This window comes from Bacillus sp. FSL K6-0138 (genome assembly GCF_037982765.1).
GTDB lineage: Bacteria > Bacillota > Bacilli > Bacillales > Bacillaceae > Bacillus > Bacillus glycinifermentans.
The window spans coordinates 4381224-4404406 of sequence record NZ_CP150286.1; the positions used below are offsets into that span (position 1 = coordinate 4381224).

General features: G+C 48.2%; 21 protein-coding genes and 2 pseudogenes. 7 read left to right on the forward strand and 16 right to left on the reverse strand.

Annotated features, from left to right (window positions below; genetic code table 11):
• Positions 1-10 precede the first annotated feature (10 nt).
• The 7 genes and pseudogenes from MHB78_RS22970 to sigY all read right to left on the reverse strand — a co-directional run bounded on the left by MHB78_RS22970 (position 11) and on the right by sigY (position 4277).
• Positions 11-1227: pseudogene (locus MHB78_RS22970) on the reverse strand (multidrug effflux MFS transporter).
• Positions 1228-1343: 116 nt separating this feature from the next.
• A complete protein-coding gene (locus MHB78_RS22975; protein ID WP_046129385.1) occupies positions 1344-2120 on the reverse strand; it encodes an ABC transporter permease subunit in 777 nt (258 codons plus the stop codon).
• On the reverse strand, positions 2117-3004 hold the full coding sequence (locus tag MHB78_RS22980) for an ABC transporter ATP-binding protein (protein WP_046129384.1): 888 nt from the start codon (positions 3002-3004) through the stop codon (positions 2117-2119). The genes MHB78_RS22975 and MHB78_RS22980 overlap by 4 nt, the downstream gene beginning before the upstream one ends.
• On the reverse strand, positions 3004-3204 hold the full coding sequence (locus MHB78_RS22985) for a PLDc N-terminal domain-containing protein (protein ID WP_046129383.1): 201 nt from the start codon (positions 3202-3204) through the stop codon (positions 3004-3006). The genes MHB78_RS22980 and MHB78_RS22985 overlap by 1 nt, the downstream gene beginning before the upstream one ends.
• Complete coding sequence (locus tag MHB78_RS22990; protein WP_046129382.1) at positions 3204-3419, reverse strand: hypothetical protein; 216 nt, start codon at positions 3417-3419, stop codon at positions 3204-3206. The genes MHB78_RS22985 and MHB78_RS22990 overlap by 1 nt, the downstream gene beginning before the upstream one ends.
• A complete protein-coding gene (locus MHB78_RS22995; protein WP_046129381.1) occupies positions 3409-3747 on the reverse strand; it encodes a YxlC family protein in 339 nt (112 codons plus the stop codon). The genes MHB78_RS22990 and MHB78_RS22995 overlap by 11 nt, the downstream gene beginning before the upstream one ends.
• Positions 3744-4277, reverse strand: coding sequence for an RNA polymerase sigma factor SigY (gene sigY / locus MHB78_RS23000; RefSeq protein ID WP_046129380.1), 534 nt, complete (start codon positions 4275-4277; stop codon positions 3744-3746). Before sigY ends, MHB78_RS22995 begins: the two co-directional genes overlap by 4 nt.
• A gap of 146 nt (positions 4278-4423) precedes the next feature.
• Here sigY and MHB78_RS23005 point away from each other — a divergent pair, with 146 nt between their 5' ends.
• Positions 4424-5632, forward strand: a complete 1209-nt coding sequence (locus MHB78_RS23005) for an MFS transporter (RefSeq protein WP_046129379.1) — start codon at positions 4424-4426, stop codon at positions 5630-5632.
• A 19-nt stretch (positions 5633-5651) separates the two neighbouring features.
• Here MHB78_RS23005 and MHB78_RS23010 read toward each other — a convergent pair whose 3' ends face one another.
• Both MHB78_RS23010 and MHB78_RS23015 read right to left on the reverse strand, forming a co-directional pair.
• On the reverse strand, positions 5652-6083 hold the full coding sequence (locus tag MHB78_RS23010) for a hypothetical protein (protein ID WP_046129378.1): 432 nt from the start codon (positions 6081-6083) through the stop codon (positions 5652-5654).
• 132 nt (positions 6084-6215) lie between these two features.
• A pseudogene (locus tag MHB78_RS23015) lies at positions 6216-7814 on the reverse strand (catalase).
• Positions 7815-8010: 196 nt separating this feature from the next.
• Here MHB78_RS23015 and katA point away from each other — a divergent pair.
• The 4 genes from katA (at position 8011) to MHB78_RS23035 (ending at position 12343) form a co-directional block, all read left to right on the forward strand.
• Entirely contained in the window at positions 8011-9468 is a 1458-nt protein-coding gene (gene katA / locus MHB78_RS23020; RefSeq protein WP_046129377.1) for a catalase KatA, read from the forward strand.
• 99 nt (positions 9469-9567) lie between these two features.
• Positions 9568-9984, forward strand: coding sequence for a Fur family transcriptional regulator (locus MHB78_RS23025; protein ID WP_046129376.1), 417 nt, complete (start codon positions 9568-9570; stop codon positions 9982-9984).
• Positions 9985-9989: 5 nt separating this feature from the next.
• Positions 9990-10895, forward strand: a complete 906-nt coding sequence (gene hemH / locus MHB78_RS23030) for a ferrochelatase (RefSeq protein WP_099047081.1) — start codon at positions 9990-9992, stop codon at positions 10893-10895.
• Positions 10896-11332: 437 nt separating this feature from the next.
• On the forward strand, positions 11333-12343 hold the full coding sequence (locus tag MHB78_RS23035; protein WP_046129374.1) for a pectate lyase: 1011 nt from the start codon (positions 11333-11335) through the stop codon (positions 12341-12343).
• 43 nt (positions 12344-12386) lie between these two features.
• Here MHB78_RS23035 and MHB78_RS23040 read toward each other — a convergent pair whose 3' ends face one another.
• The 7 genes from MHB78_RS23040 to MHB78_RS23070 form a co-directional block, all read right to left on the reverse strand.
• Positions 12387-13229: an NAD(P)H-hydrate dehydratase gene (locus MHB78_RS23040; protein WP_046129373.1), complete on the reverse strand. Its 843-nt coding sequence runs from the start codon at positions 13227-13229 to the stop codon at positions 12387-12389.
• Between the two features lie 45 nt (positions 13230-13274).
• Positions 13275-14492: a DUF418 domain-containing protein gene (locus MHB78_RS23045; RefSeq protein ID WP_052948495.1), complete on the reverse strand. Its 1218-nt coding sequence runs from the start codon at positions 14490-14492 to the stop codon at positions 13275-13277.
• A gap of 121 nt (positions 14493-14613) precedes the next feature.
• Complete coding sequence (gene cydC / locus MHB78_RS23050; protein WP_046129372.1) at positions 14614-16353, reverse strand: thiol reductant ABC exporter subunit CydC; 1740 nt, start codon at positions 16351-16353, stop codon at positions 14614-14616.
• Positions 16350-18074 (reverse strand): thiol reductant ABC exporter subunit CydD, encoded by a 1725-nt coding sequence (cydD, locus tag MHB78_RS23055; protein ID WP_046129371.1) that lies wholly within the window; start codon positions 18072-18074, stop codon positions 16350-16352. Before cydD ends, cydC begins: the two co-directional genes overlap by 4 nt.
• Entirely contained in the window at positions 18074-19090 is a 1017-nt protein-coding gene (cydB, locus tag MHB78_RS23060; protein ID WP_046129370.1) for a cytochrome d ubiquinol oxidase subunit II, read from the reverse strand. Before cydB ends, cydD begins: the two co-directional genes overlap by 1 nt.
• A complete protein-coding gene (locus MHB78_RS23065; protein WP_046129369.1) occupies positions 19077-20480 on the reverse strand; it encodes a cytochrome ubiquinol oxidase subunit I in 1404 nt (467 codons plus the stop codon). Before MHB78_RS23065 ends, cydB begins: the two co-directional genes overlap by 14 nt.
• Before the next feature lie 358 nt (positions 20481-20838).
• Entirely contained in the window at positions 20839-21708 is an 870-nt protein-coding gene (locus MHB78_RS23070; RefSeq protein ID WP_046129368.1) for a fructosamine kinase family protein, read from the reverse strand.
• Between the two features lie 197 nt (positions 21709-21905).
• Here MHB78_RS23070 and MHB78_RS23075 point away from each other — a divergent pair, with 197 nt between their 5' ends.
• Positions 21906-22694 carry a formate/nitrite transporter family protein gene (locus tag MHB78_RS23075; protein WP_046129367.1) on the forward strand — a complete coding sequence of 263 codons (789 nt, stop codon included), beginning with the start codon at positions 21906-21908 and terminating at the stop codon, positions 22692-22694.
• Between the two features lie 88 nt (positions 22695-22782).
• A complete protein-coding gene (locus MHB78_RS23080; RefSeq protein WP_046129366.1) occupies positions 22783-23172 on the forward strand; it encodes a DUF1259 domain-containing protein in 390 nt (129 codons plus the stop codon).
• The last annotated feature ends 11 nt before the right edge of the window (positions 23173-23183 follow it).

A 23183-nucleotide genomic window follows, 5' to 3' on the forward strand; every position in this document is an offset into this window, starting at 1 on the left:
CCGGAGTTTTTTACGCCTGCGCCGCGCGTCCGGCCAGCGATTTAAAACAGATCACGGCACTGATATTGCAGCACACAATGACGACAGCCATCGGCATCGCCGTATGGCTTCCGGCGATGCCAACGAGCGGCGCCGCAGCCGCGCCTAAAATAAACGGCAGCAGCCCCAAAAGCGCCGATGCGCTCCCGGCTGACTTCCCTTGGCTTTGCATGGCCAGAGAACCGCCAGACGTCGTCACGACTCCAATGCAGGAAACGACGATAAAGAGCGGGATCAAAACAAACATGAGCGGGGCATGAAAGGCGATGGACAAGAACAGGATCAGGCTGGCTGTCAATGATATCAACAGCCCGCATCTCAATAGGGCTGCTTCACCGAACCGGCCGGCCAGCCTCCCCGTAATCTGGGCAGCGATGATAATGCCAAGGCCGTTTACTGCAAAACAAAAGCTGAAAGCTTGGGCCGATAGCCCGTAAATATTTTGCAAAACGAACGGAGAGGCAGATATGTAGCCGAACATCCCGGCTACGATCAACCCTTGAGCCAATGCATATCCCATAAAGGCCCGCTGGCCGAAAAGCTTTCCGAAAGAGACGAACGTCTCTTTGAAACCGCCTGCCGTACGCTTTTCCGGGGAAAGCGACTCTTTAATTCCAATGATGACGGCCAGAATGATGATGATGCCAAAAGCGCCGATAATGAAAAAGACGCCGCTCCATGAAGTCACTTTCATAAGCTGTCCGCCTGCCACCGGTGAGATGATCGGGGCTATCCCGTTGACGAGCATCAGCAGCGAGAAAAATTTCGTTAACTCAGTACCCGAATATAAATCACGGGCAATCGCACGGGATATCACGATGCCGCCCGCTCCAGCCGCACCTTGAATAAACCGCATGGCGATCAATACCCAGACAGATGAGCTCAACGCGCACAAAAAAGATGCCGCGGCAAAAACGGCCAATGATACGAGCAGCGGCAGCCTCCTTCCGAGCACATCACTGAAAGGGCCGATAACAATTTGTCCGACTGCCAGTCCCAGTAAGCACGATGTTAAGCTAAGCTGGACGATGGACGCAGTCGTATGTAAATCTGCAGCCCCGGCAAATATAAATCGATCACAATCGGACCGATCCCGGATAAAATGCCCAATATCACGGCAATCCACACGCGGTTCGGCCGCGCTTTCGCCCGATCGGCAACACCGGCCTGGTTGTTTGCTATATTCATTGGATCACCCTTTCAATCATTTATGTTGCTGCCGGATCAGCAAGTCCCAGTCTTCCATCGTATTATATCTAATTTTACATTTCTGACAAATGAAAAAACCGGGCCCGCCCGGTTGATCAGTAAGATTCATATCTTTTAAAGACAAATATGATGCACGCGAACAGAAGGATCACAAATCCGGCTGAAGAAAACACCATCAAGCCGAAGGCATCGTCCCATGAACCGTTCTTGATAAAATAGACTGCCTGGTTTTGCGCTTTATCAGGCGTCCATTCGGTAAAACGCGGAAACAGCGACCCCGCAAATGAAACAGCTGCAATCATACCGATGCTTGCCCCGGCAATACCTCCAATATGGCGAAACAAAGCGCTGAAAAACAGCGTAATGGTCATCACAAACACAATCCAGATGCCGTAAACCAATAAGCTAAACAAAAACCTGGCAAAGGCAACCGGGGTAAATAAAAGATTTGTATAGTAGAAGACGAGACTATAGCTTGCGACAAAAGACACCAAAGCGAGGATGACGTGGGCAAGCCACTTGCTCCCTACATAGTGAAGCGGGCTCACCGGCCTCGCCATAATCAGTGAAAGCGAGCCCTGGTTCCGTTCATTCACAATGCTTCCCATCACACTGAATACGAAGATGGCAGTGCCGACCGTCCCAAATTGGGATAGCGTACTGGCCAAAACCTCTTCACCGCTGGGCTTTGGAATGTTGATGACTGCCCCTTCCGGCAGGTTTCCGGCCATATCAATGATTTCAGGCATATAATACAGGCTGATCGGCTGCATAAGGCCGATCAATATGAGGACGACAGGCAGCCACAATAACTTTCCGTCCTTCCAGCTCTCTTTCCACTCTTTCTGAAATAAAATATAAAATGAATTCATAGCCCCATCACCTTCATATAAATCTCTTCCAAAGACTGTGTTTTTTGTTCAAAATGGAGGACCGACACGTTTCTTCTCAGACATTCCGCTAATAATTCGCGGACGTATGCCCGATCGGATAAATGAAATTCGGCTTTTGACGGCTGATCAAGGGTGAGCCCTGTGACATAAGGGAGTTCTTCGAGCCACCCTTCAAGGCTTTCCTCGGCTTTTAGTATAAAAGACGGCGTTTGATGCTTCGTCTTTAACTCTGAAAGCGGTCCTGTCCACCTTGCCGTTCCATTTTTAAGCATGATAATCTCATCACATACCTGCTCCGCATCATGAAGGACATGAGTAGAAAATAAAATCGTCATCCGTTTTTTTAAATCCTTCATCAAATCGAGCACTTCACGTCTTCCCGATGGGTCCAACGCGGAAACGGGCTCATCCAGAATCAGCAGCTCCGGCTCATGGATCAGAGCCTGTGCCAGTCCGAGCCTTTGTTTCATCCCTCCTGAAAATCCCGCGATTTTCCGGTCGCCGCACTTCTCCAAACCGACATAGCGCAATACTTCCCTGCTTTTCTCTTGAACATCGCGGCGACTCAAATCGGAAAGCCTCCCGGCAAACCGCAAATATTCTTCCGCCGTCATCCATGAAAAAAATGCAGGGTGCTGAGGAAGATAGCCAATGCGGCTCCGGGTTACGGTTTTTCGGCCTAAAAATTGAATCTGCCCTGAAGTCGGCGTTAAAAGGCCTGACAGCATTTGCAGCGTTGTTGTTTTTCCGGCTCCGTTAGGTCCAAGAAGTGCAACAGATTGATGGTGCCTAATATCAAAACTTAGATGATCTACAGCTTTATGCTGCTGATAAACTTTTGTTAATCCTTTCACGGACAGCATCACATGTGCCTCCTTTTACCGATAACAAAGTACGAAATTGGCCCAATAAAACTGATGCCGGCAATAATCAAGAGCCATAGCCACTTGGGACCGTTTAATTCCTCCTGTTTGGAGCAGTTCACCAGTGCGGAAATGACAAGGATAAGATATAACACGATTAACGGGGCAATCAGCGCCCAAGGTATTTCAGATGCGGCCATTACGACATCCCCCTTTTTTTATGATAGGGTCTGACGACAAATAAGTAGTAGAATAATACAGGCATCGGAGTTTGAATGAGCCCCCAAATCCCCCAAAACCACGCATTGCTTCCCTTTTTCTTTGCATCAAGAAAAAGGAGAATGCTTTGCACTAATAAAAGCGGAGAAATCAACAGCAAAATCGTCAATTTTTCTTGAGTCATATCAAGGTTCATCTATTTCAACCTCCCCGTCCGCCGTCCGGCGCCGCTTTTTTTCAAACATGACAAGGGCCGGAAGGAGTATAAGCGCGGCTCCCTGCACCGTCAAAAACAAGACAGGCACTTGAATCGAAATCGTGATATATAAGGACAAAATCACAAATGCCGAAACCATAAAGCAAAGCAATTCCTTCTGCATCGCCCGTTTCCGCTCTTGTTTAAACCTGGCTAACTGCCGGTTCAGCTCAAATTGATGGAGAGGGGCAGGTTCAAAGGCGGCATCGATTTTTTTCAGCTCCTGCTTCAAATGTGAAATCGTCTCTTTTTCCTCTCGTTCATTCACCGGTCCCACTCCTTTCGAATTTTCTTTAAGCCATGATGAACGCGGGATTTGACAGTACCCTCTTTTATTTTCAGCATCTTTGCCACTTCGGGGTATGTGAACCCGTAATAATGCCTTAATAAGATCGGCATTCTGAATTCCGGCTCAAGCGCAGCAAACATCTCCAAATAGTCGTTCCACTCATGTCCGCGGAGGGATGATTCCCATTTCATCTTCCGCAAGGCATCCTCCCTGGCTGCCTGCGTCCTGCGGTATTCCCGTTTTTTCCGACGCTGGTGATCGATAATGAGACGGGAAGCAATCGAAATCAGCCATGTTGAAAATTTTGCGCTTCCCTGGAATTGCTGAAGGCTGATATATGCTTTGAGCATCGTTTCTTGAACCAAATCCTCTGTCAGATCGGGATGGAGCGTTGATTTGAGCACATATTGATATAAAAAGGGGTAATGCAGCCGAAATAGTGTTGAAAAGGCGTCATCTTCTCCATTTTTTGCTTGCATGACAAGTTCTTTTTCATCTGTCTGATCCACTAAAATGACAATCCCCCTTTCCTTTGTCTCCATATATTAGACGACATCTGTCGGCAAACCGTTCAATTCCATTCTAAAATAAAAAATGACCTTGTTTTCCGTTCGCCAATTATGGTGTACTTGAAGCTAAAGGGGGAGAAAGCGGGATGGAGTTGCAAGAAAAGCTTATTTTTGAAGAAAAACGAATCGCAAAAAAAGATCATGCGATGTTTTGGGGCGCTGTCTTTTGTTTTTGGTTTGCTACATATATCTACGTCCCCGTTTTCGGGCTGTATCTTGACAGCATCGGTTTTTCCTACTCGGCGATTGGGATCATTTTGGGAAGCTACGGCATCACGCAGATATTGCTGCGTTTTCCATTCGGGATTTTGTCTGATGTGCTCTCTCCGCTGAGGAAACATCTGTTTGTCACCGGCTTTGCAGCTGCTCTTTTGAGCAGTTTGATATTTCTGTTGTCCGATTCGTTCGTTATGGTGATCACCGCCCGGCTGCTTGCCGGGATTACGGCCGCGATGTGGGTCATGGCTACGGTTTTATACTCACAGTATTTTCCGAAGGAACACTCATCGAAAGCGATGGGCATTTTGCAGTTTTTAACGGTGCTTCCGCAGTTCGTCAGCATGGCTGTCAGCGGGTACCTCGTTCATTTGTTCGGCTGGATGTTTCCGTTTTGGATCGGCGCCGTCTTCTCATTGATCGGGCTTGTGCTGTCATTTTATATTAAAGACAACGGAACGCGCGAACCTGTCGGAAGGATGCCCGTTTCCGATTATGTGAAACAAACGTGGCGTCTCCCGCGGCTCAAAACGATTACACTGCTGTCATTTTTGGCCCATGCCGTCTTATTTATGACCGTTTTCGGATTTACGCCGATCTACACGGAGACGATCGGCATTGATGAGAAACAGCTGCTGTGGGTGATGTGCGCCTTTTTCATTCCCCAAGCTGCCGCTTCTGTATGGTGCATATTTTACAGCATCAAATCAGTCAGCTCCGTCATCTTGATTTGTTATGTGATTACCGGACTTTTCCTTTGTGTACTGCCGTTTGCGAAAACGCTCTTATCCGTCTGCCTGATTCACGCTGTCATCGGGCTGACATTGGGACTTATCTTTCCTCTCCTGCTCTCAAGCATTGTCCAAATCGGTTCGCAGAAGCTGAAAATGTCAGTCATGGGCTTTTACCAGTCTTTTTATGCGATCGGCTTTTTTCTCGGTCCGATCGCTGCAGGGAAAGTGGCGGAACAATTGGGACTTGGCGAGGTGTTTTGGTTTGCGGGGGTTTTGTCATTTGCAGCGGCTGTAGTGGCGGTTGTTTCAAGACCATTCGGCAAGACAAAAAGCAGGCGGGGATGAAGCCTGCTTTTTGCTATGCTCAATAGGAAATTTTCGCGGAGCCGGCAGGATACCAATAGCCGTCCTGCGCTTTTGCCCATCCGTAAACGGTGCCGCCCGACTCGATTTTATCCCTGATCAGCTCAAGCCGTTCATTTGATTTCGCCTCATACCTGCTTCCTGTTTTCAACGGGATTTTCACAGACAAAATGTTGTCCGTCACTGTATCGGGTTCTTCATTAGTGCTTGTCCATGCGACTCTATCATAATATGTCAGATTAAATGGATTTTCCAAACCTTTAATATAAAAGTAGACTGTTTTGCCTGTAACCTTTACATCTGTATATGCCGTGCTCAAGGGATGAATCATACCATGGGAAGCTGTTTTTCCGTGTTCCGCTGCTGATGCTCCGACTGCGCCGGAAAGCAGCATTCCGGCCATTAAAATCCCAACCGCTAATTTTTTGAACATCATTACTCCTCCCTGTCAATTTATTTTCCATTTAATGTGTAATATTACCATATAATTCTTTGTTAACATTTGTAATTTTTTTGAATTTTAAAAAGCGATGATCCTGCGGCGTTGATCTTCGCTTTGCCCGCTCTAATAAGGGTCCTGGGAATGTCCTTTTTCTTCCGCTTGTTTCGGCGCGTCTTCAGCGCCTTCGGCTCCTATCGGCTCCCTGCTGGATGTATTTTGGCTTGTGGCGTTCTTTAGCCCCTCCTCAACTCTTCTTCCATATTCCTCGTCGCATTGCTTCAGCATCTCGATCATTTTCGTCTGGATTCTTTGGTCGCATGGAAGAAGAGTATTGACCAGGTTCATAATGAGCTCGTCTTTTTCCCAATCATCGAACTTCCTGTAAGTCTCCCCCGCCTGCTTGAAATTGTTTTGCCTGTCAATGCTTTCGCGGACAAGCTTCCCTTCTACATGCGGCGTATATTCCTTGCCGTCTTGCTTTGCTTCTTTTAACCCGTTGATCGTGGAAGGCTCATAGTTGATATGCGGGCTTTGTTTTTCCCCCAAGTCGACTTTGTATTGCATCTGTCCTCCCCTCTGATTGGTGGCAACCCTTTTTTTCGGAGCATTGATCGGCAGCTGCAGATAATTGGCCCCGACTCTGTAGCGCTGCGTATCCGAATAGGAAAACGTTCTTCCTTGGAGCATTTTGTCATCCGAAAAATCGAGCCCGTCCACAAGCACCCCTGTTCCAAATGCGGCCTGTTCGACTTCTGTAAAATAGTCTTCCGGATTTTTATTCAGCACCATTTTGCCGACAGGAAGCCACGGAAATTGATCCTCGGGCCACAGCTTTGTATCATCAAGCGAGTCAAAGTCGAGCTCCGGGTGTTCATCATCACTCATGATCTGGACGAACAGCTCCCACTCCGGATAGTCCCCCCGCTCAATCGCTTCATACAAATCCTGTGTCGCGTGATTGAAGTTTTTCGCCTGAATCTCTCCCGCTTCTTTTTGGGTCAAATTTTTAATGCCTTGCTTCGGCTCCTAGTGATATTTCACAAGAACCGCTTCACCGTCTTTATTGACCCACTTGTAAGTATTAACGCCTGACCCCTGCATTTGCCTGTAGTTTGCCGGAATGCCCCAAGGCGAAAACAGAAAGGTGATCATATGCATGGCTTCAGACGTATTGGAGATAAAATCAAAGATCCTTTCCCCGTCCTGAACATTTGTAACGGGATCAGGCTTGAATGCATGGATTAAATCGGGAAATTTCACGGCATCGCGGATAAAGAAGATCTTCAGATTGTTTCCCACGAGATCCCAGTTTCCGTCTTCCGTATAAAATTTAACGGCAAAGCCGCGCGGATCGCGAAGCGTTTCCGGTGAGGAGATGCCGTGCGTGACCGTTGAAAAACGGACAAATACGGGTGTTTTCTTCCCTTTTTCCTGATAGAGCTTTGCCCTCGTATATTTTGAAACCGGCTCGTTGCCGGCCGTGCCGTACGCTTCAAAATATCCATGGGCGCCCGCTCCCCTGGCATGAACGACCCTTTCAGGAATCCTTTCCCTGTCAAAATGGCTGATCTTTTCTAAAAAATCGTAGTTTTCCAATGTTGAAGGGCCTCTGTTGCCTACCGTTCTGATATTCTGGTTGTTTGTTATCGGATGCCCTTGCCGATTGGTTAACGTATCTTCCGCTTCCATATCCGACTTTTGCTGATGTGATGGTTGATCCATACCTACACTCCTTTATTTGGAAATAATATTTAATTTGTCCCAAACAAAAAGAAGTATACTTCCTAAAGGCAAGACCATAACATTTTGAAAAATAGTCTAATTTTTTGTTTATAATAATTATAAATAAATATTGTTTTTTTCTTGAGAAATGTTATCATTATTTTTGTAAACAAATTTTACGCGAGGTGATCCTTTTATGACGACAAACAAAAACAGCCTGACAACCAGCTGGGGAGCTCCGGTTGGCGACAATCAAAACTCAATGACGGCGGGTTCCCGGGGACCGACGCTCATTCAAGACGTCCACCTTCTTGAAAAGCTCGCCCATTTCAACAGAGAGCGCGTCCCTGAGCGGGTTGTACACGCAAAAGGCGCCGGTGCGCACGGTTATTTTGAAGTAACGAACGATGTTTCGAAATATACAAAAGCAAAATTTTTATCGGAAGTAGGAAAACGCACACCTCTATTCATTCGTTTTTCCACCGTTGCGGGTGAAAGCGGCTCAGCGGACTCCGTGCGTGATCCGCGCGGATTTGCCGTCAAATTTTACACCGAGGACGGTAACTACGATCTAGTCGGAAACAACACGCCGGTATTCTTCATTCGCGATGCGATTAAATTCCCTGATTTCATTCATACGCAAAAGCGCCATCCTGTTACACACTTGAAAAACCCCGACGCCGTGTGGGATTTCTGGTCTTTATCCCCTGAATCTTTGCATCAGGTGACGATCCTCATGTCTGACCGCGGAATTCCGGCGACATACCGCCACATGCACGGTTTCGGAAGCCACACATTCAAATGGGTGAATGCCGAAGGTGAGGGCGTATGGATTAAATACCACTTTAAAACAGAGCAGGGCATTAAAAACCTGACGGAAGAAGTGGCCGCCAAGATTGCAGGCGAGAATCCGGATTATCACACTCAAGATCTATATGAAGCGATCGAAAAAGGCGATTTCCCGGCATGGAAGCTATACGTACAAATCATGCCTCTGGAGGATGCCGATACGTACCGTTTCGACCCGTTTGACGTCACAAAAGTATGGTCTCAAAAAGATTATCCTTTGATTGAAGTGGGCCGAATGGTATTAAACCGGAATCCGGAAAACTATTTCGCTGAAGTCGAACAGGCGACATTCTCACCGGGAACGCTCGTGCCAGGCATCGAACCATCGCCTGACAAAATGCTTCAGGGACGCCTGTTCGCATATGCCGATGCCCATCGCTACCGTGTCGGGGCAAACCATAACAGCCTGCCGATCAACCGTCCGAAAAACGAGGTGCGCAACTATCAGCGCGACGGACAAATGCGCTTTGACAATAACGGCGGCGGCTCCGTCTACTATGAGCCAAACAGCTTCGGAGGACCGGCGGAAACACCGGAAAACAAAACAACGGCATATCCTGTATCAGGGTCAGCGGACAGCGTTGCCTATGACCACAATGATCACTATACGCAAGCAGGCGATCTGTACCGCCTTTTAAGCGAAGACGAGCGCTCACGCCTGATCAGCAACATCGTCGGCTCTATGGAACAAGTGACAAAAGATGAAATCAAGCTGCGGCAAATTCAGCATTTTTATAAAGCCGATCCGGAGTATGGCACACGGGTCGCAAAAGGACTAGGCTTGCCTGTTCCGCAAGAAGTGTAAAGAAACGCTCATTCTCAACTTTATTCTCATTTTCTCAAGTACAGGCATTCGTTTCACGCGGATGCCTGTACTTAATCCGGAAAGGCAGGGGATGTAGATGTGGAAGAGGAAAAAGTGATCGCACTGTTAAAAAAGCACGGCTTGCGCGTGACAGCTCAAAGAGTGTTGATTTTAAAAACGATGATTTCGATAAATGACCACCCTTCAGCGGAGGATATTCACCGGGAGCTGCCATTCATGAACCTGCCGACGATTTACGGCAATCTGAAACTGTTCGTAAGGATCGGAATTGTAAAGGAACTTCCGTATGGAGACGGAAAAAGCAAGTATGAACTTTTTAAACCGCACCATTATCATGTCATCTGTCATTCGTGCGGAAAAATCGTTGATCTTGAATATCCCCCGCTTAAAGAGGTGGAACACGCAGCTGCACAATTAACGAATTATAAAATTAACAGACACCATTTAGGGATTTACGGAATTTGTACAACATGTCAAGATCAGCAGCAGAGGTGAAAAACATGGAAAGTTACGGCACACCATACAAGGAAGAAGACATCATTCCGTATTATACGCATATCAGGCATGGAAACAGACCGAGCGAAGACATGATTGACGACTTAAAAAAACGCTATCAGCATATCGGCGGAATCTCCCCGCTTGCGGAGATCACATCGGTTCAGGCGAAAAAACTCGAAGAGGCTTTAAATGCCCGTCAGGATGATGTTGAATTCATCATGTATCTCGGCTTAAAACACATCTCTCCATTTATCGAAGATGCGGTAGAACAAATGAAACAGGATCAGATCGAAGAAGCCGTTTCCATCGTCTTAGCCCCCCACTACTCTACCTTTAGCACAGAAGTCTACAACCGACGCGCCGAAAAAGCCGCACAGGCGATCGGCGGCCCCCGGATTACTTCCATTCATGAATGGTACCAGGAGGAAGGCTTTATCAGCTACTGGTCAGAAGAAATCGGCGCGATTTTAAAGCAAATGCCGAAAGACGATTTACAAAAAACGATTGTGATTTGTTCTGCCCACAGTTTGCCTGAAAAGATTCTGGAGCATGGCGATCCTTATCCCGAGCAGCTCGCAGAAACGGCGGCATTGATCGCAGAGCGCCTGTCATTCGATCAGATCGCTGTCGGCTGGCAAAGTGAAGGCAATACGCCGGATCCTTGGCTTGGTCCGGACGTCCAAGACTTAACAAGGGAACTTTATCAGGAAGGCTTCCGATCATTCATTTATGCACCGGTCGGATTTGTGTCTGACCACTTGGAAGTTCTTTATGACAATGACTTTGAATGCAAAACGGTAACCGACGAGCTTGGCGCCGATTATTACCGCCCGCCCATGCCGAACGCTGATCCGCGGTTCATCGACGTACTTGCAGGCGTCGTCCTCCGCAAACTGCAGGATAAATAATGACTCATCATTTATGTCCAAAATGCCGGTCAAAGATTAAATATTTAAAGCACAGTATCATGTGCAAGTGCGGGATGAAGTTAAAAATGAATAAGCGGGCTATGTTTTGAAGGGACAGGCTAAAAAGCCTTCCCTTATTTTTTTGGACGAAATGCCCCGAAAATTCGTTTGTCTGCAAAAAAATGCAACATCCCCTCCCCCGAAAAGCCGATCGCGATATGCGCATTGCATCATATCTGTGCCATTTATCATAATCATCAGCTTATACTTGCACCCAACTCATATGATGATTATTCAGATTATTCAGTCTATTGTGCTATGATCTTTCCAATTCCAGTAAAAGGGAGGGGTCGCCATGGTTTTTCATCATCATCCGACTTAGCTTTATGAAAACGCTTACCAATACTTGTGACATCAATAAAAAGAGGAGGAGAACAATGAAAAAAATCATAAGCGTCATGTTCATTTTTATCCTTGGAATTACGGGGGCTTTATCTGCGGAAGCGGCGTCAGCAACCGCATCAAAGGTCAGTCCGCTGGCGGATTTCAGCTTAAAGGGCTTCGCTTCTTTAAACGGAGGAACAACCGGGGGAGAAGGCGGCCAGACGGTTACTGTGACAACGGGGGACCAGCTGCTCGCAGCATTAAAAAATAAAAGCCCAAATACGCCATTAAAAATTTATGTCAATGGCACAATTACAACCTCAAATACATCCGCATCAAAAATTGACATAAAAGATGTATCAGATGTGTCGATCGTCGGCTCCGGAACAAAGGGGGAATTAAAGGGGATCGGCATTAAAGTGTGGCGGGCAAACAACGTCATTATCCGCAACTTAAAAATTCATGAAGTCGCTAAAGGAGACAAAGATGCAATCAGCATTGAAGGTCCGTCCAAAAATGTTTGGGTCGACCACAATGAGCTGTACCACAGCCTGAATGTTGATAAAGATTACTATGACGGATTATTCGATGTCAAAAAAGACGCCCAATACATCACCTTTTCGTGGAACTATGTCCATGATGCATGGAAATCGATGCTCATGGGGAACTCTGACAGCGATAATAGCAACCGGACGATTACATTCCACCACAATTGGTTTAACAACCTGAATTCCCGCGTCCCTGCCTTCCGGTTCGGAGAAGGACACATTTACAACAACTATTACAGCAACATCATCGAAAGCGGCATCAACTCAAGAATGGGCGCCCTCCTCAAAATTGAAAGCAACCTGTTTGAAAACGCCAAAGATCCAATCGTCTCCTGGTACAGCGACAAGCCCGGCTATTGGGACGTGTCCAATAATAAATTTGTTAATTCCACAGGCAGCATGCCGACTACTTCAACAACATCCTATAAGCCGCCTTACAGCTATTCGCTCGACGGGGTAGACAATGTCAAATCGATCGTCACGCAAAATGCCGGCGTCGGCAAAGTCAATCCTTAATTTCAAGAGGAAACGTCCGGGAGCTCCCGGACGTTTCCTACTTTTATGCCTCATACTCCTTCCACACATCAGGCAGCAGGCGCGACAGCTCATGGGCAAGCAGCGTATGCGGCGAACGGGTCTTTATCCATCTGTCAGCACAGGCGCCGTGCAGGTGGACAGCGTTCAGCACCGCTTCTTTCTCGTTTTCATGACAGCACAGCATGCCGAGGAGCATTCCGGTTAATGTATCACCCGTTCCCCCCTTTGCCAAAGAACTGTTGCCGGTAGGATTTTTCCAGCACTCACCGTCGGGAAAAGCGATCACCGTTTCATTTCCTTTCAAAACGATCGTCGCGCCGAGCTTTTCCGCCCATTCTTTAGCCAGAGAAGCGCGCCGTTTTTGCACGTCTTGAATTGACAATCCGGTGATTCTTGAAAATTCGCCTGGATGGGGCGTCAAAATCGTCGCTGCTTGACGATCCGGATAAACCCGAATGTATAAAGCGCCGGCATCAAGCACAACCGGGCATTTTTCCTCCAGGACCTTCTGTACTGCCAATTCTGTCGTTTGCGAAGGTAGAAGTCCCGGTCCGATTGCAATCGCCCGATAATGTGCTTCGATTTCGCCGCGGGCCGCCTTTTCCAGGCCATCCCGCCAATAGGTTGCTTCAGGCAGAACGGGAACGATTAATGGCACGGCACTTCCGGGTGTACCGATCACAAGCTTTCCGATGCCGCTCCGCATGGCTCCGTATCCGGCAAGCAGTGCAGCACCCGGCATATCACCGGTTCCGGCAAGCAATAACCCTGTGCCGTATGTTCCTTTATGGCTGTCATCATCCCTCTGCGGCAGCGAAGCTTTGACATGCTCTTTAGTCCAAGTCGGCAGCTCTTCTTGAGACATCTGATTCACATCCTTTTTAAACAAACGTTTATTTAAGCTATATCCCTATTTTGCCACGGAACGGCCACCCTCTGTCATGTTCTTCTTGAAAAAATCAGGCGCTTTTAAATATGTTCCCAGCCGCCACAGCCACTCAAACGGCCCCATGCGGAAACGCTTGATCCACCACATGCTGGCTGCCATCTGACATAGAAAAAACAAGACGGCAATTCCGATTCCGGCCAATACGCCGAGCCTGCCGTACAACCCGAGTCCATAGCCGTAAAAAATGAACGTCATGATGATGCTTTGCATGAGATAATTCGTAAAAGACAGCCTGCCGACGGCCCCGAAAGGTTTTAGCAGGCGCTGCCCCTGTTTCGTCTGCGCCAATAGGATGATCCCCGTCAAATAACAAAATGTCAGCGCCAGCGGTCCTATGCCTTCGCTTAGCATATATACGAACGGATTTTTCCAAACAATCGGCAGCGCTTTAAAAGGAAGGCCGATTGCGAGCGTCACAAAGAATACCTTCCGGATTCTCTTTTCATAGAGACGCGGCTGATGAAGCCACTTCTTCTTCGCCGCATATAAGCCGAAAAGAAAGGGTGAAAGGGTAAAAACAGGTGCGATCAAAACGATGAGCATCACGGATAGCCCCTCCGGCACCGAATCGTCAACGTCAAATAACGGAACCTCCGCATTTGCCCGATGGGAAACGATGTCCCAATAGCTGCCGCTTTGCATCACCTCAGCCGTTCGCTCGTTGAATTCCGTCAGTTCGTGACTTGGCTCCACTCCCCCGCTTCCAAAACAGATCAATATATAAACCGCAAATAAACTGACCGCCCAAATCAGAATCGTTTTCGGTTTCCGGTTGATAAACAGAAACAGCAGTCCCATTCCGATCATTCCGTAGCTTAACAAAATGTCCCCCTCCCAAATCAAGCAGCCGTGCAAAAAGCCGAAAACAGCCAGCACGAGAAAGCGCCGGAAGAATACACGGCGGTATTTTACGATCCCTTTCTCATCAAACCTGTCCTTCATTAACACCATGCCGTATCCAAATAAAAAGGCAAACAGCGGCATGAAGCTGCTGACGGCAAAAATCCTGGTCCACTCATATGCCCAATGATCATATGAAGCCATCGGTTTAAACGATAAATCGTCCCACATTCCGTATTGAAACAAAAGCATATTTGCAAGCAGAATGCCAAACAGCGCAATTCCCCTCGCTTGATCCAACCAAATGATTCTGTTACTTTGCAGGGGCTGAATATTCAATTGTTCTCTCTCCTCGCCTTTAATGTCAATTTATTGTAGCAACCCCAGCTTAATCCCAGTTAACCCGCATCTTAAATATTGCTAAAAAGAAAAGACAGCTTCACAAATGAAGCTGCCTCTATTACATTCTGAATGCCGGTGCATCCAATTGATATAACCGCCGATAACGGGGGTTTTCTTGCAATAATTCTTTATGGCTTCCTTCCATTTCAATCGTTCCATTTTCAAGGAAAAGAATCCGGTCAGCGGCTTCAGCTCCCGCCAAATGGTGGGTGATCCAAAGAACGGTCTTCCCCTTAAGCGCATCAAACATCGTCAAAAGCAGCTCCCTTTCCGTGATGGGGTCAAGCCCGACGGTCGGCTCATCCAAAACGATGACGGGTGCGCCCTGCAAAAGAATGCGTGCCAATGCGATTCGCTGGCGTTCTCCTCCCGAAAAGCGGCTCCCCGTTTCCTGTACAGACGTATGATATCCGTCAGGGAGCGATTCAATCAAATCATGAAGCTTTACCTGCCGGGCCGCCCAATACACTTCTTCATCGCTCGCCTCGGGATTTCCGAGCCGAATATTATTTAAGATCGTCGTATCAAACAGGTGCGGCTTTTGATTCAAAACGCCGACAACCCGGGAAATATCATGTTCAAGCGCCTCTGCAGCGATTCCGTTAAACATGACCCGGCCCGCCGTTGGGGCAAGCGCCCCCTCGATCATGGCCATGATCGTCGATTTGCCGGCACCGCTTCGCCCGAGAAGCGCAATTTTTTCTCCCTGCTTTAAGGTAAAAGAGACGCCTTTTAATACCGGCTGCCCGTGTTCATATGAAAACGAAACATTCTCAAAGCGAAGGGTGACGTCATGCAACCCGACCGCTTCGGCACTTTCCCGGGGAATGTCATTTCCTTTCTCCTGTTCCGGCTGGAGACCGTCCATGCGATTCAGCGAATCCTCGTATTCAGGAATCGCCCCCGCAGCGTCGGAAAGCGGAAAGAACGCTTCAGTCAGCGGAAACACAACAAGGACAAATGCGGCAATAAACGTATGGGGCAATGCGCCTTCCGCGCTTTGTCCGCCGGTCCAGCCCAGCATCAACAGCACAAGTCCCGCCGCAAGACACTGCACGAAGAAATCCCTCCAACGGGTGAAACGCTGGCGTTTGTTTTCGATGCGGAGCATTTGCTCTTCGGCTTCTTTGTAAGCGCGGATAAAGTCGTTTTGCCGGCCGCTGAAAATCCAGTCGCTCGCCCCCATAACAGCATCGGTCAGCCGGCGGTAAAGGCGGCTGCGCCCCCTTTTTAACGTGATGTTTCCCGCCCTTGTCACAAGCATGGACACAAGAGGAACGAGAAAAACGAGAACCGCGGCATAGATCGCGATCAGTCCGGCGAACGGCCACGAAAAACTGCCGAGAACAGCAATGAATACGGTATACAAAAGCAATGCCGATACTCCGGGAAACACCGTTTTTAAATACATATCCTGCAGGTGTTCGATATCATCGGCCAAAATGCCGAGCATATCGCCGGTACGAAAGCGCGAACGCAGCCTCAGAGCCTGCGGTTCGAGCATCCTATACAATCTGACGCGCATATCGGACAGGATTTTCAAAATGATGTGGTGGCCTGTCAGCCGTTCAACATACCGGGCCACAGCACGCAAAATGCCAAAGGTGCGGACAGCTACGATCGGCACGTAAATCATCAACACGTTTTCCGGGCGCGTCGCCGCCTTTGAAATCAAGTAGCCGGATGTATACATAAGAAAAGCGGCGGAACATACCGTCACTCCGCCAAGCAAAATCACAATGAAAAACAGCTTTTTATTTTTCTTCACATACGGCAGGATCCACTGTTCCTTCTTCATGATGCACCTCCAAACGCCTGCGCTTTCACCAGATCATAGTAAACGCCGCGTTTTTCGATCAGTTCCTGATGGGTTCCGGTTTCCGCCACTTTCCCATCCTTCAGCACGATAATTTCATCCATGTCCAGCATCCAGTGCAAACGGTGGGTTGCGATAAAGACAAGCTTGTCCTCAAACAGCTTCAGCATCGTTTCTTTCATTTCGTATTCCGTTTCAATATCGAGGTGTGCGGTCGGTTCATCCAACAGAAGGATCGGACGGTTTCCGAGAAAAGCCCGGGCGACCGCCGTCCGCTGCGCCTGTCCGCCGCTCAGCGTCCTGCCGCCTTCGCCGATCCGTTCTTCAAGACCCGACGGTAGCTCGTCAATCAGCTCAATCAGGCCGGCAGCCTTTGCCGCCCGTTCGACTTCTTCAATTGAAGCTTCGGGATGGTAAAAACGGATATTGGCGCTGAGCGTATCTGGAAAAATGTACGGATGCTGCGGAATATAGACAAGCTGCCGCTGCCAGCTTTCCGCCTGGAGATGCGTTCTTTGCGTTCCCCCGATTTCGATCGCTCCGCCGGACGTATCAAGAAAACCGCCGAGCACATCGATAAGCGTCGATTTCCCTGCACCGCTTTCCCCGATGATCCCGATTTTTTTCTTTCCTTTAAAGGATAGCGAGATATCGCTTAAAGAAGCTTGTTCCCCATGTTCATGACGTACGGAAACGTTTTTTAATGCAATCTGGTCTTCATCTGACCAAGAACTGAGCAGAAGAAGCTCTTCTTTTTGAAAACCGGGGGCATCCAAAATACTCTTTATCGCCTTTCCTGCTTCCTGTCCGTTCAATGTCGCATGGTAGTCATTGCCGACCTCGCGAACGGGCAGAAAAAATTCGGGCGCAAGGATTAATACCGTAAGGGCAGGGCCGAGCGTAATATGACCGTCTACAAGTCCGAGCCCGAGAAAAACGGCTACGGTGGCAACAGACAGCATCGTAAAAAAATCAAGGGCGAACGATGACAAAAAAGCAATTCTAAGCGTGCTCATCGTTGCCTTTCGGTATCTTTCGCTCACCTTGAAAATATTTTTCTCATGGGACCGGCTTAAGCCTAAAAACTTCAATGTTTCCAAACCGCGGAGCGAATCCGTAAAATGGTTGGAAAGCATCTCATAGCTTTTCCACTGCCTGTCCGCTTTTCTTTTCACGGCATATCCGAGCAGGATCATAAACGCAATCAAAATCGGCATAGTCACCATTAAAATGACCGCAGACGATTTGTCTTTGAAAAAGACGTAACAGACGATCGCCGCCGGGATAACGGCCATGCTGACCATTTTCGGCAAAAACAGCTCCAGGTAGCGGCGAAACTGGGCGATGCCTTCCATCGCAAGCGTGACAACGTGTCCTGTGCCTTCCTGTCTCGCCAGACGCGGCCCTGATTGAAATAGCTTTTCAAGAAAGCTCTTTCGCATATGGGCGCCGGTCTTTGCTGCGTACTGATAAACCGCCCGCTGCTTCACGAGCGTGACGGCATGGCGAAAAAGAAACGCCGCAAGAAAGAGGATCATCACCGAATACAGCGCGCTGATTCGTTCACCGTTAAAAAGGCGGGTCACCGCCTCTGCAAGCCATTCTGCCTGCAGGATGATGGCGGCGCCCTGCAACAAGGTCAAAGCGGTCAGGACCGCAAGAATTCGTTTGATTCCTTTATATTGAAAGAGGTCTTTTCCCATTAATAAATCATAGGCTCCTTACTGCTGACGCGTTTCCGGAAAACGTAGTAGCTCCAGATTTGATAGCCGAGAACAAATGGAAGCAGCGTGAGCGCGACGATCGTCATGACCTTTAAAGAATAAGCGCCTGATGAAGCATTGTAGATCGTCAAATCGTACGCGCTTTTGACCGAACTGATCATGACGCGCGGAAACAGCGCCGTAAATATCGTGCCGACCGTCAGTGCGATTCCCGCTCCAGTCATGGCAAACGTCCAGCCGTCGCGTTTTCGCTTCATAAATACGATGGACAGCACATAGCAGACGACGATCAAAGCAGCAAGCGGAATCGTCACATAGCCCCGGCCTGTGAACAGATCGGTTTCAAAGACGGACAGCGCAACAAATGCAGCAAGTGCAGCCAAAACGGCGAACACGACCTTTCCGGCAAGCCGTCTTGCACGGTCCCGCAAGTCATCCTCCGTCCTGAGGGTAATAAAGATCAGGCCGTGCAGCAGGCACAGAAGCGTAACGGTGACGCCGCCGGTGACCGAATAGACATTCACATAATCTGCAAAGCCGGCATGCAGGTTCATCTCGGCATCGATCGGCATGCCGCGCAGAATGCTGGTAAACAGCACGCCAAACAAAAACGGGGGCAAAAGACTTCCGAAAAACACGACCCAGTCCCACGCCTTCGTCCATTTGGCCGTTTCCACTTTTCCCCTGAACTCAAAAGCGACGCCGCGCCCGATCAAAGCAAGCAGTACAAAGACGAACGGGATGTAATATCCGCTGAACATCGTCGCGTACCAATTCGGAAAAGCGGCGAAAATCGCCCCGCCGCCTGTCAGCAGCCAGACTTCGTTCGCATCCCAGAAGGGGCCGATCGTATTGATCATCACCCGGCGTTCGAGCTCATTCCGCCCGAGAAACCGGGTCGCCATGCCGACCCCGAAATCGAAACCTTCCAGAAAGAAAAACCCCACAAACAACACAGCGACTAATATGAACCAAAGCTCATTAAGAGATACCATGGTAAACCTCCTGATCAAACGGGTCTGTCGAAACGGCAGCCTCATGATGATCATGGTGCTGCGCCCCTTTTTTGATTTCGCGGACAAACAAGTAGACAAGGATAATCGCCAATACGAGATAAATCGCTGTGAACGCAATCACCGAGAACAGAAGCATTCCAGCCGATACATTCGGTGAAACGGACTGTGCTGTCGTCAATATGCCAAACACCGTCCACGGCTGCCGTCCGATCTCCGTCATGATCCAGCCCGCCGTGTTGGCGATGAACGGAAATGCGATCAGCCCGACCATCACCCGCAAAAACCATTTGCTCGTTTCAAGCTTTTTGCGGAAGCTTAAGAAAAGCCCTGTCAATGCGGCGATAATCATGAGAATTCCCGCGCCGGCCATAATCCTGAAACTCCAAAACGTCGTTTTTACCGGCGGAATATAGTTTCCTTCTCCATATTTTTTTTCGTATTCCTTTTGAAGTGTTTTCATACCCGGCACATCGCCGCTGAATTTTTTGTAAGCCAGATAGCTGAGCGCATACGGAATGCTGATTTCAGACTTGTTCACCTGCTTGTCCGTGTCGATGTCGGCAAGCATGGTCCATGCGGCAGGGTCTCCGCTGTCATCCCACAGCGCTTCGCTCGCGGCCATTTTCATCGGCTGGCTCTTCATCAGGTGCTGGGCCTGCTCATGCCCGCTGAAGGCAACGCCGATACCTGAAACAAGCGCAATGACCATCGCGATCTGAAACGATTTCTTGAAAAAGTTCATTTCCTGCTTTTTCAGCATTTTGAATGCGCTCACGCCGGCGATGAAGAACGATCCCGTAGCAAGCGCTCCGAAAATGACGTGCGGAAATTCAACCCATAGCTGCGGGTTTTTAATGATCGCAAGAAAATCGGTCATCTCGGCCCGTCCGTTTTTAATCGCAAAACCGACCGGTTCCTGCATAAATGAGTTGGCAGCCAAAATCCAAAAAGCGGACAGCATCGTGCCGATCGACACCAGCCAGATGGAAAGCAAATGAACCTTTTTCGGAAGACGGTCCCAGCCGAATATCCATAAGCCGATGAAGGTTGACTCCATAAAGAAGGCCAAAAGCGCCTCAACAGCAAGCGGGGCGCCGAAAACGTCGCCGACAAATCGGGAATACTCCGACCAGTTCATGCCAAACTGAAACTCCTGCAAAATTCCCGTGACGACACCGACTGCAAAGTTAATTAAGAATAAGTGCCCCCAAAACTTCGCCATCGTCCGGTAAATGTCTTTTTTCTTTACAACGTAAAGGGTTTCCATCAAGGCAACCATAAAGACGAGTCCGATCGACATCGGAACAAAAATAAAGTGAAAGATCGTCGTTGAAGCGAATTGAAACCGGGCTAAGATTAATTCGTTCATTCCCTGCTTCCTCCATTTCCATTGATATGCTCCATCAGATTGTTCAAAACTTCACAATATTGCTGTGAAAGGTGACGCAAACGGTTTACCAAAAAGGCGTTTCTTTTCAAATTAATACAATAGACTTATAAATCAATCTCGAGATTACTTATATAAGTAATTTACACCGTTTGTTTATAGAAAAAAAGATCTAATTACCTAAAAAATGGGTCGATTTGTGACCAAATCTTGACTAAAAATCAAACATTTTTTGACGACAAATAGGTTTTATTTACCATAAAACTTTAAAAGGCCCAGCCGATCAATAAAAAAACACCCCTGAAAGGGTGTCCCGAATCTGTCACAATATCGGTATTTTTTAGCCCATATACCGTTTTACAATTCTTTCAGCATGAGGCAAGTAGCTTTCTCCGAAAGAATTCAAATGCATGTATACATAAAACAGCTGGTATAAAGGCCAAATGTCGCGGTCAAGCGGTTCTTTCGACGCCGCTTCATAGGCGCTGTAAAACCTCTCGGTGAAACCCCCGAACAGAGCGGTCATCGCCAAATCCATCCGGAAGTCCCCGTATAAAACGGCCGGATCAATGAGATATGGAGAGCCGTCCTCCCCCGTCATCCAGTTGCCTCCCCATAGATCTCCGTGAAGCACGGATGCGCAGGGCTTTCCGGGGAGCCAGCGGGGAAGCGTTTCCGCAAGCCTGACATGCTTCTCCGCCTGCCTTTCATTCAAAAATCCTTTCTCAAGCGCGAGCCCGATTTGCGGAAGCAGCCTTTTTTCCCGGTAATAGGCCGGCCAGCTGTCATATTCGCCGTTCTCCTGCTGAAAGGTGCCGATGTAATTGTCATGCCCCAATCCGTAAAACGGCTTCTCCGTCCGGTGCATGGCGGCGAGCTGTTCGCCAAGCTTTTCCTCCGCCCCTGGAGACCGGGTATCTCTAATATAAGAAAGAACGAGGAATCGCTCCGGATCGCTTATGCCGTTATATCCAATCACGTCAGGAACGTTTACGGCGCCGGTTTTTTTCAGTTCTGCAAGTCCCATGGCTTCCTTTTCGAAAAAGTCGGCCGGCACTCCATCGTTTATTTTGACGAAAAGCCTGGTTTTGTCCGTCTCCACGAGAAAAGACCGGTTGATATCGCCCCCGCCTGCTTCTGTTATCCTCTGAACAGCATGATCACGGGCGGATGCCCGGACCGCTTTATCAATGATTTTCTTTACATCCATTTCCTTCACCCCCGCCACTTTATACAAAAGAATAAATGGAAGCGTTCGATCGGCTGTCTTTACTTTCTCATACTTATGGACGATTTTACCCGATTATTTGTTCACATAAAATCCACAGATATTGTGAAATGTTTCACAATATCCTGCTATACTTATGTTCGTAATCTAAGATCCTTACTTCATGGTGGTGGTACAACATGGAAACTAAATCGCTCATGTTAGTGGAAGAGCTCGCATTGAAAAAATGCAGCATCTTTAAAGAGAGCCCGCTTCGCTATTTTTTGCGATCCATGCTGGCAAGCATGTTCATCGGGTTTGGCGTGATCGTCGCATTTAAAACGGGGAATTTCTTTTATCTTGAACAGTCTCCGTTCACATATCCAATTGCCGCGGTTACGTTTGGGGGAGCCATTATTCTGATTGTCTACGGCGGGGGAGATTTATTTACGGGAAACACGTTTTATTATACATTTGCGGCGCTTCGCAAAAAAATGCGCTGGTTTGATGCCATCGGGATGTGGCTGTTCAGTTATGCGGGAAATTTCATGGGCGCCATCTTATTCGCAGGCCTCATTTTCTCAACGGGATTGTTCAAGGATTCGTCCGTCAACAGCTTTTTGCTGAGCGCGGCCGAACATAAGATGAATTCGCCGATGACAGAACTGTTTTTCAGGGCGATTCTTTGCAACTGGCTTGTCTGTCTTGCCTTTTTTATTCCGATGTCCCAAAAAGGAGACGGTGCAAAAATGTTCTCCATGATGCTGTTTGTGTTTTGTTTCTTTATTTCCGGATATGAGCACAGCATTGCCAACATGGCCACCTTCGCCGTCGCTTTGGTGACTGACCATCCGGACACCATTTCGTTATATGGGGCGGTTCGCAATTTAATCCCCGTTACATTGGGGAACATCGTCGGCGGAGCTTTTATGATGGGCTTCATGTACCACTTCGCGAACAGGCCGCAAACAGAAGACATGATCAAGTAGGAGCGGCAGTTTCCATTTGCAAAAAGCGGTATGAAAAGATGGGGAGACTCATAAAATCTTACTACTTTTTAAAATGGAGGGTTCGACCATGCAAAGTTTTCATACGCTTTGCCGGCAATTTGGGCAAATATTGAATGGAGAGGCAAGGGTGGAGCACGGTGTTTGTTCTGTCAGTATAAAACGGAATATGAACGTCTCTGTTCAGGGAAGGCTGAGCCGGGGAATTGCGATGAAAGAAGTGATGTTCGAGTCGCTGGATCAACACGGAATCGCCTTGAATATGGCGGAAATCGCCATTTTGCCTGAAGAAATCCCTCTTTTTACAAAAAGGCTTGCCGATCAGGGACTCATCATCAGCGCTTTGCATAACCATTGGATCTTTACGAAGCCGAATCTCTTGTACATTCATTTCCAATCCGTCGAACCGCCCTTAATTTTTGCAAGAAAAACGGCAGCCGCCTTATCTGTCTTACGATAAAGCAGCTGCCG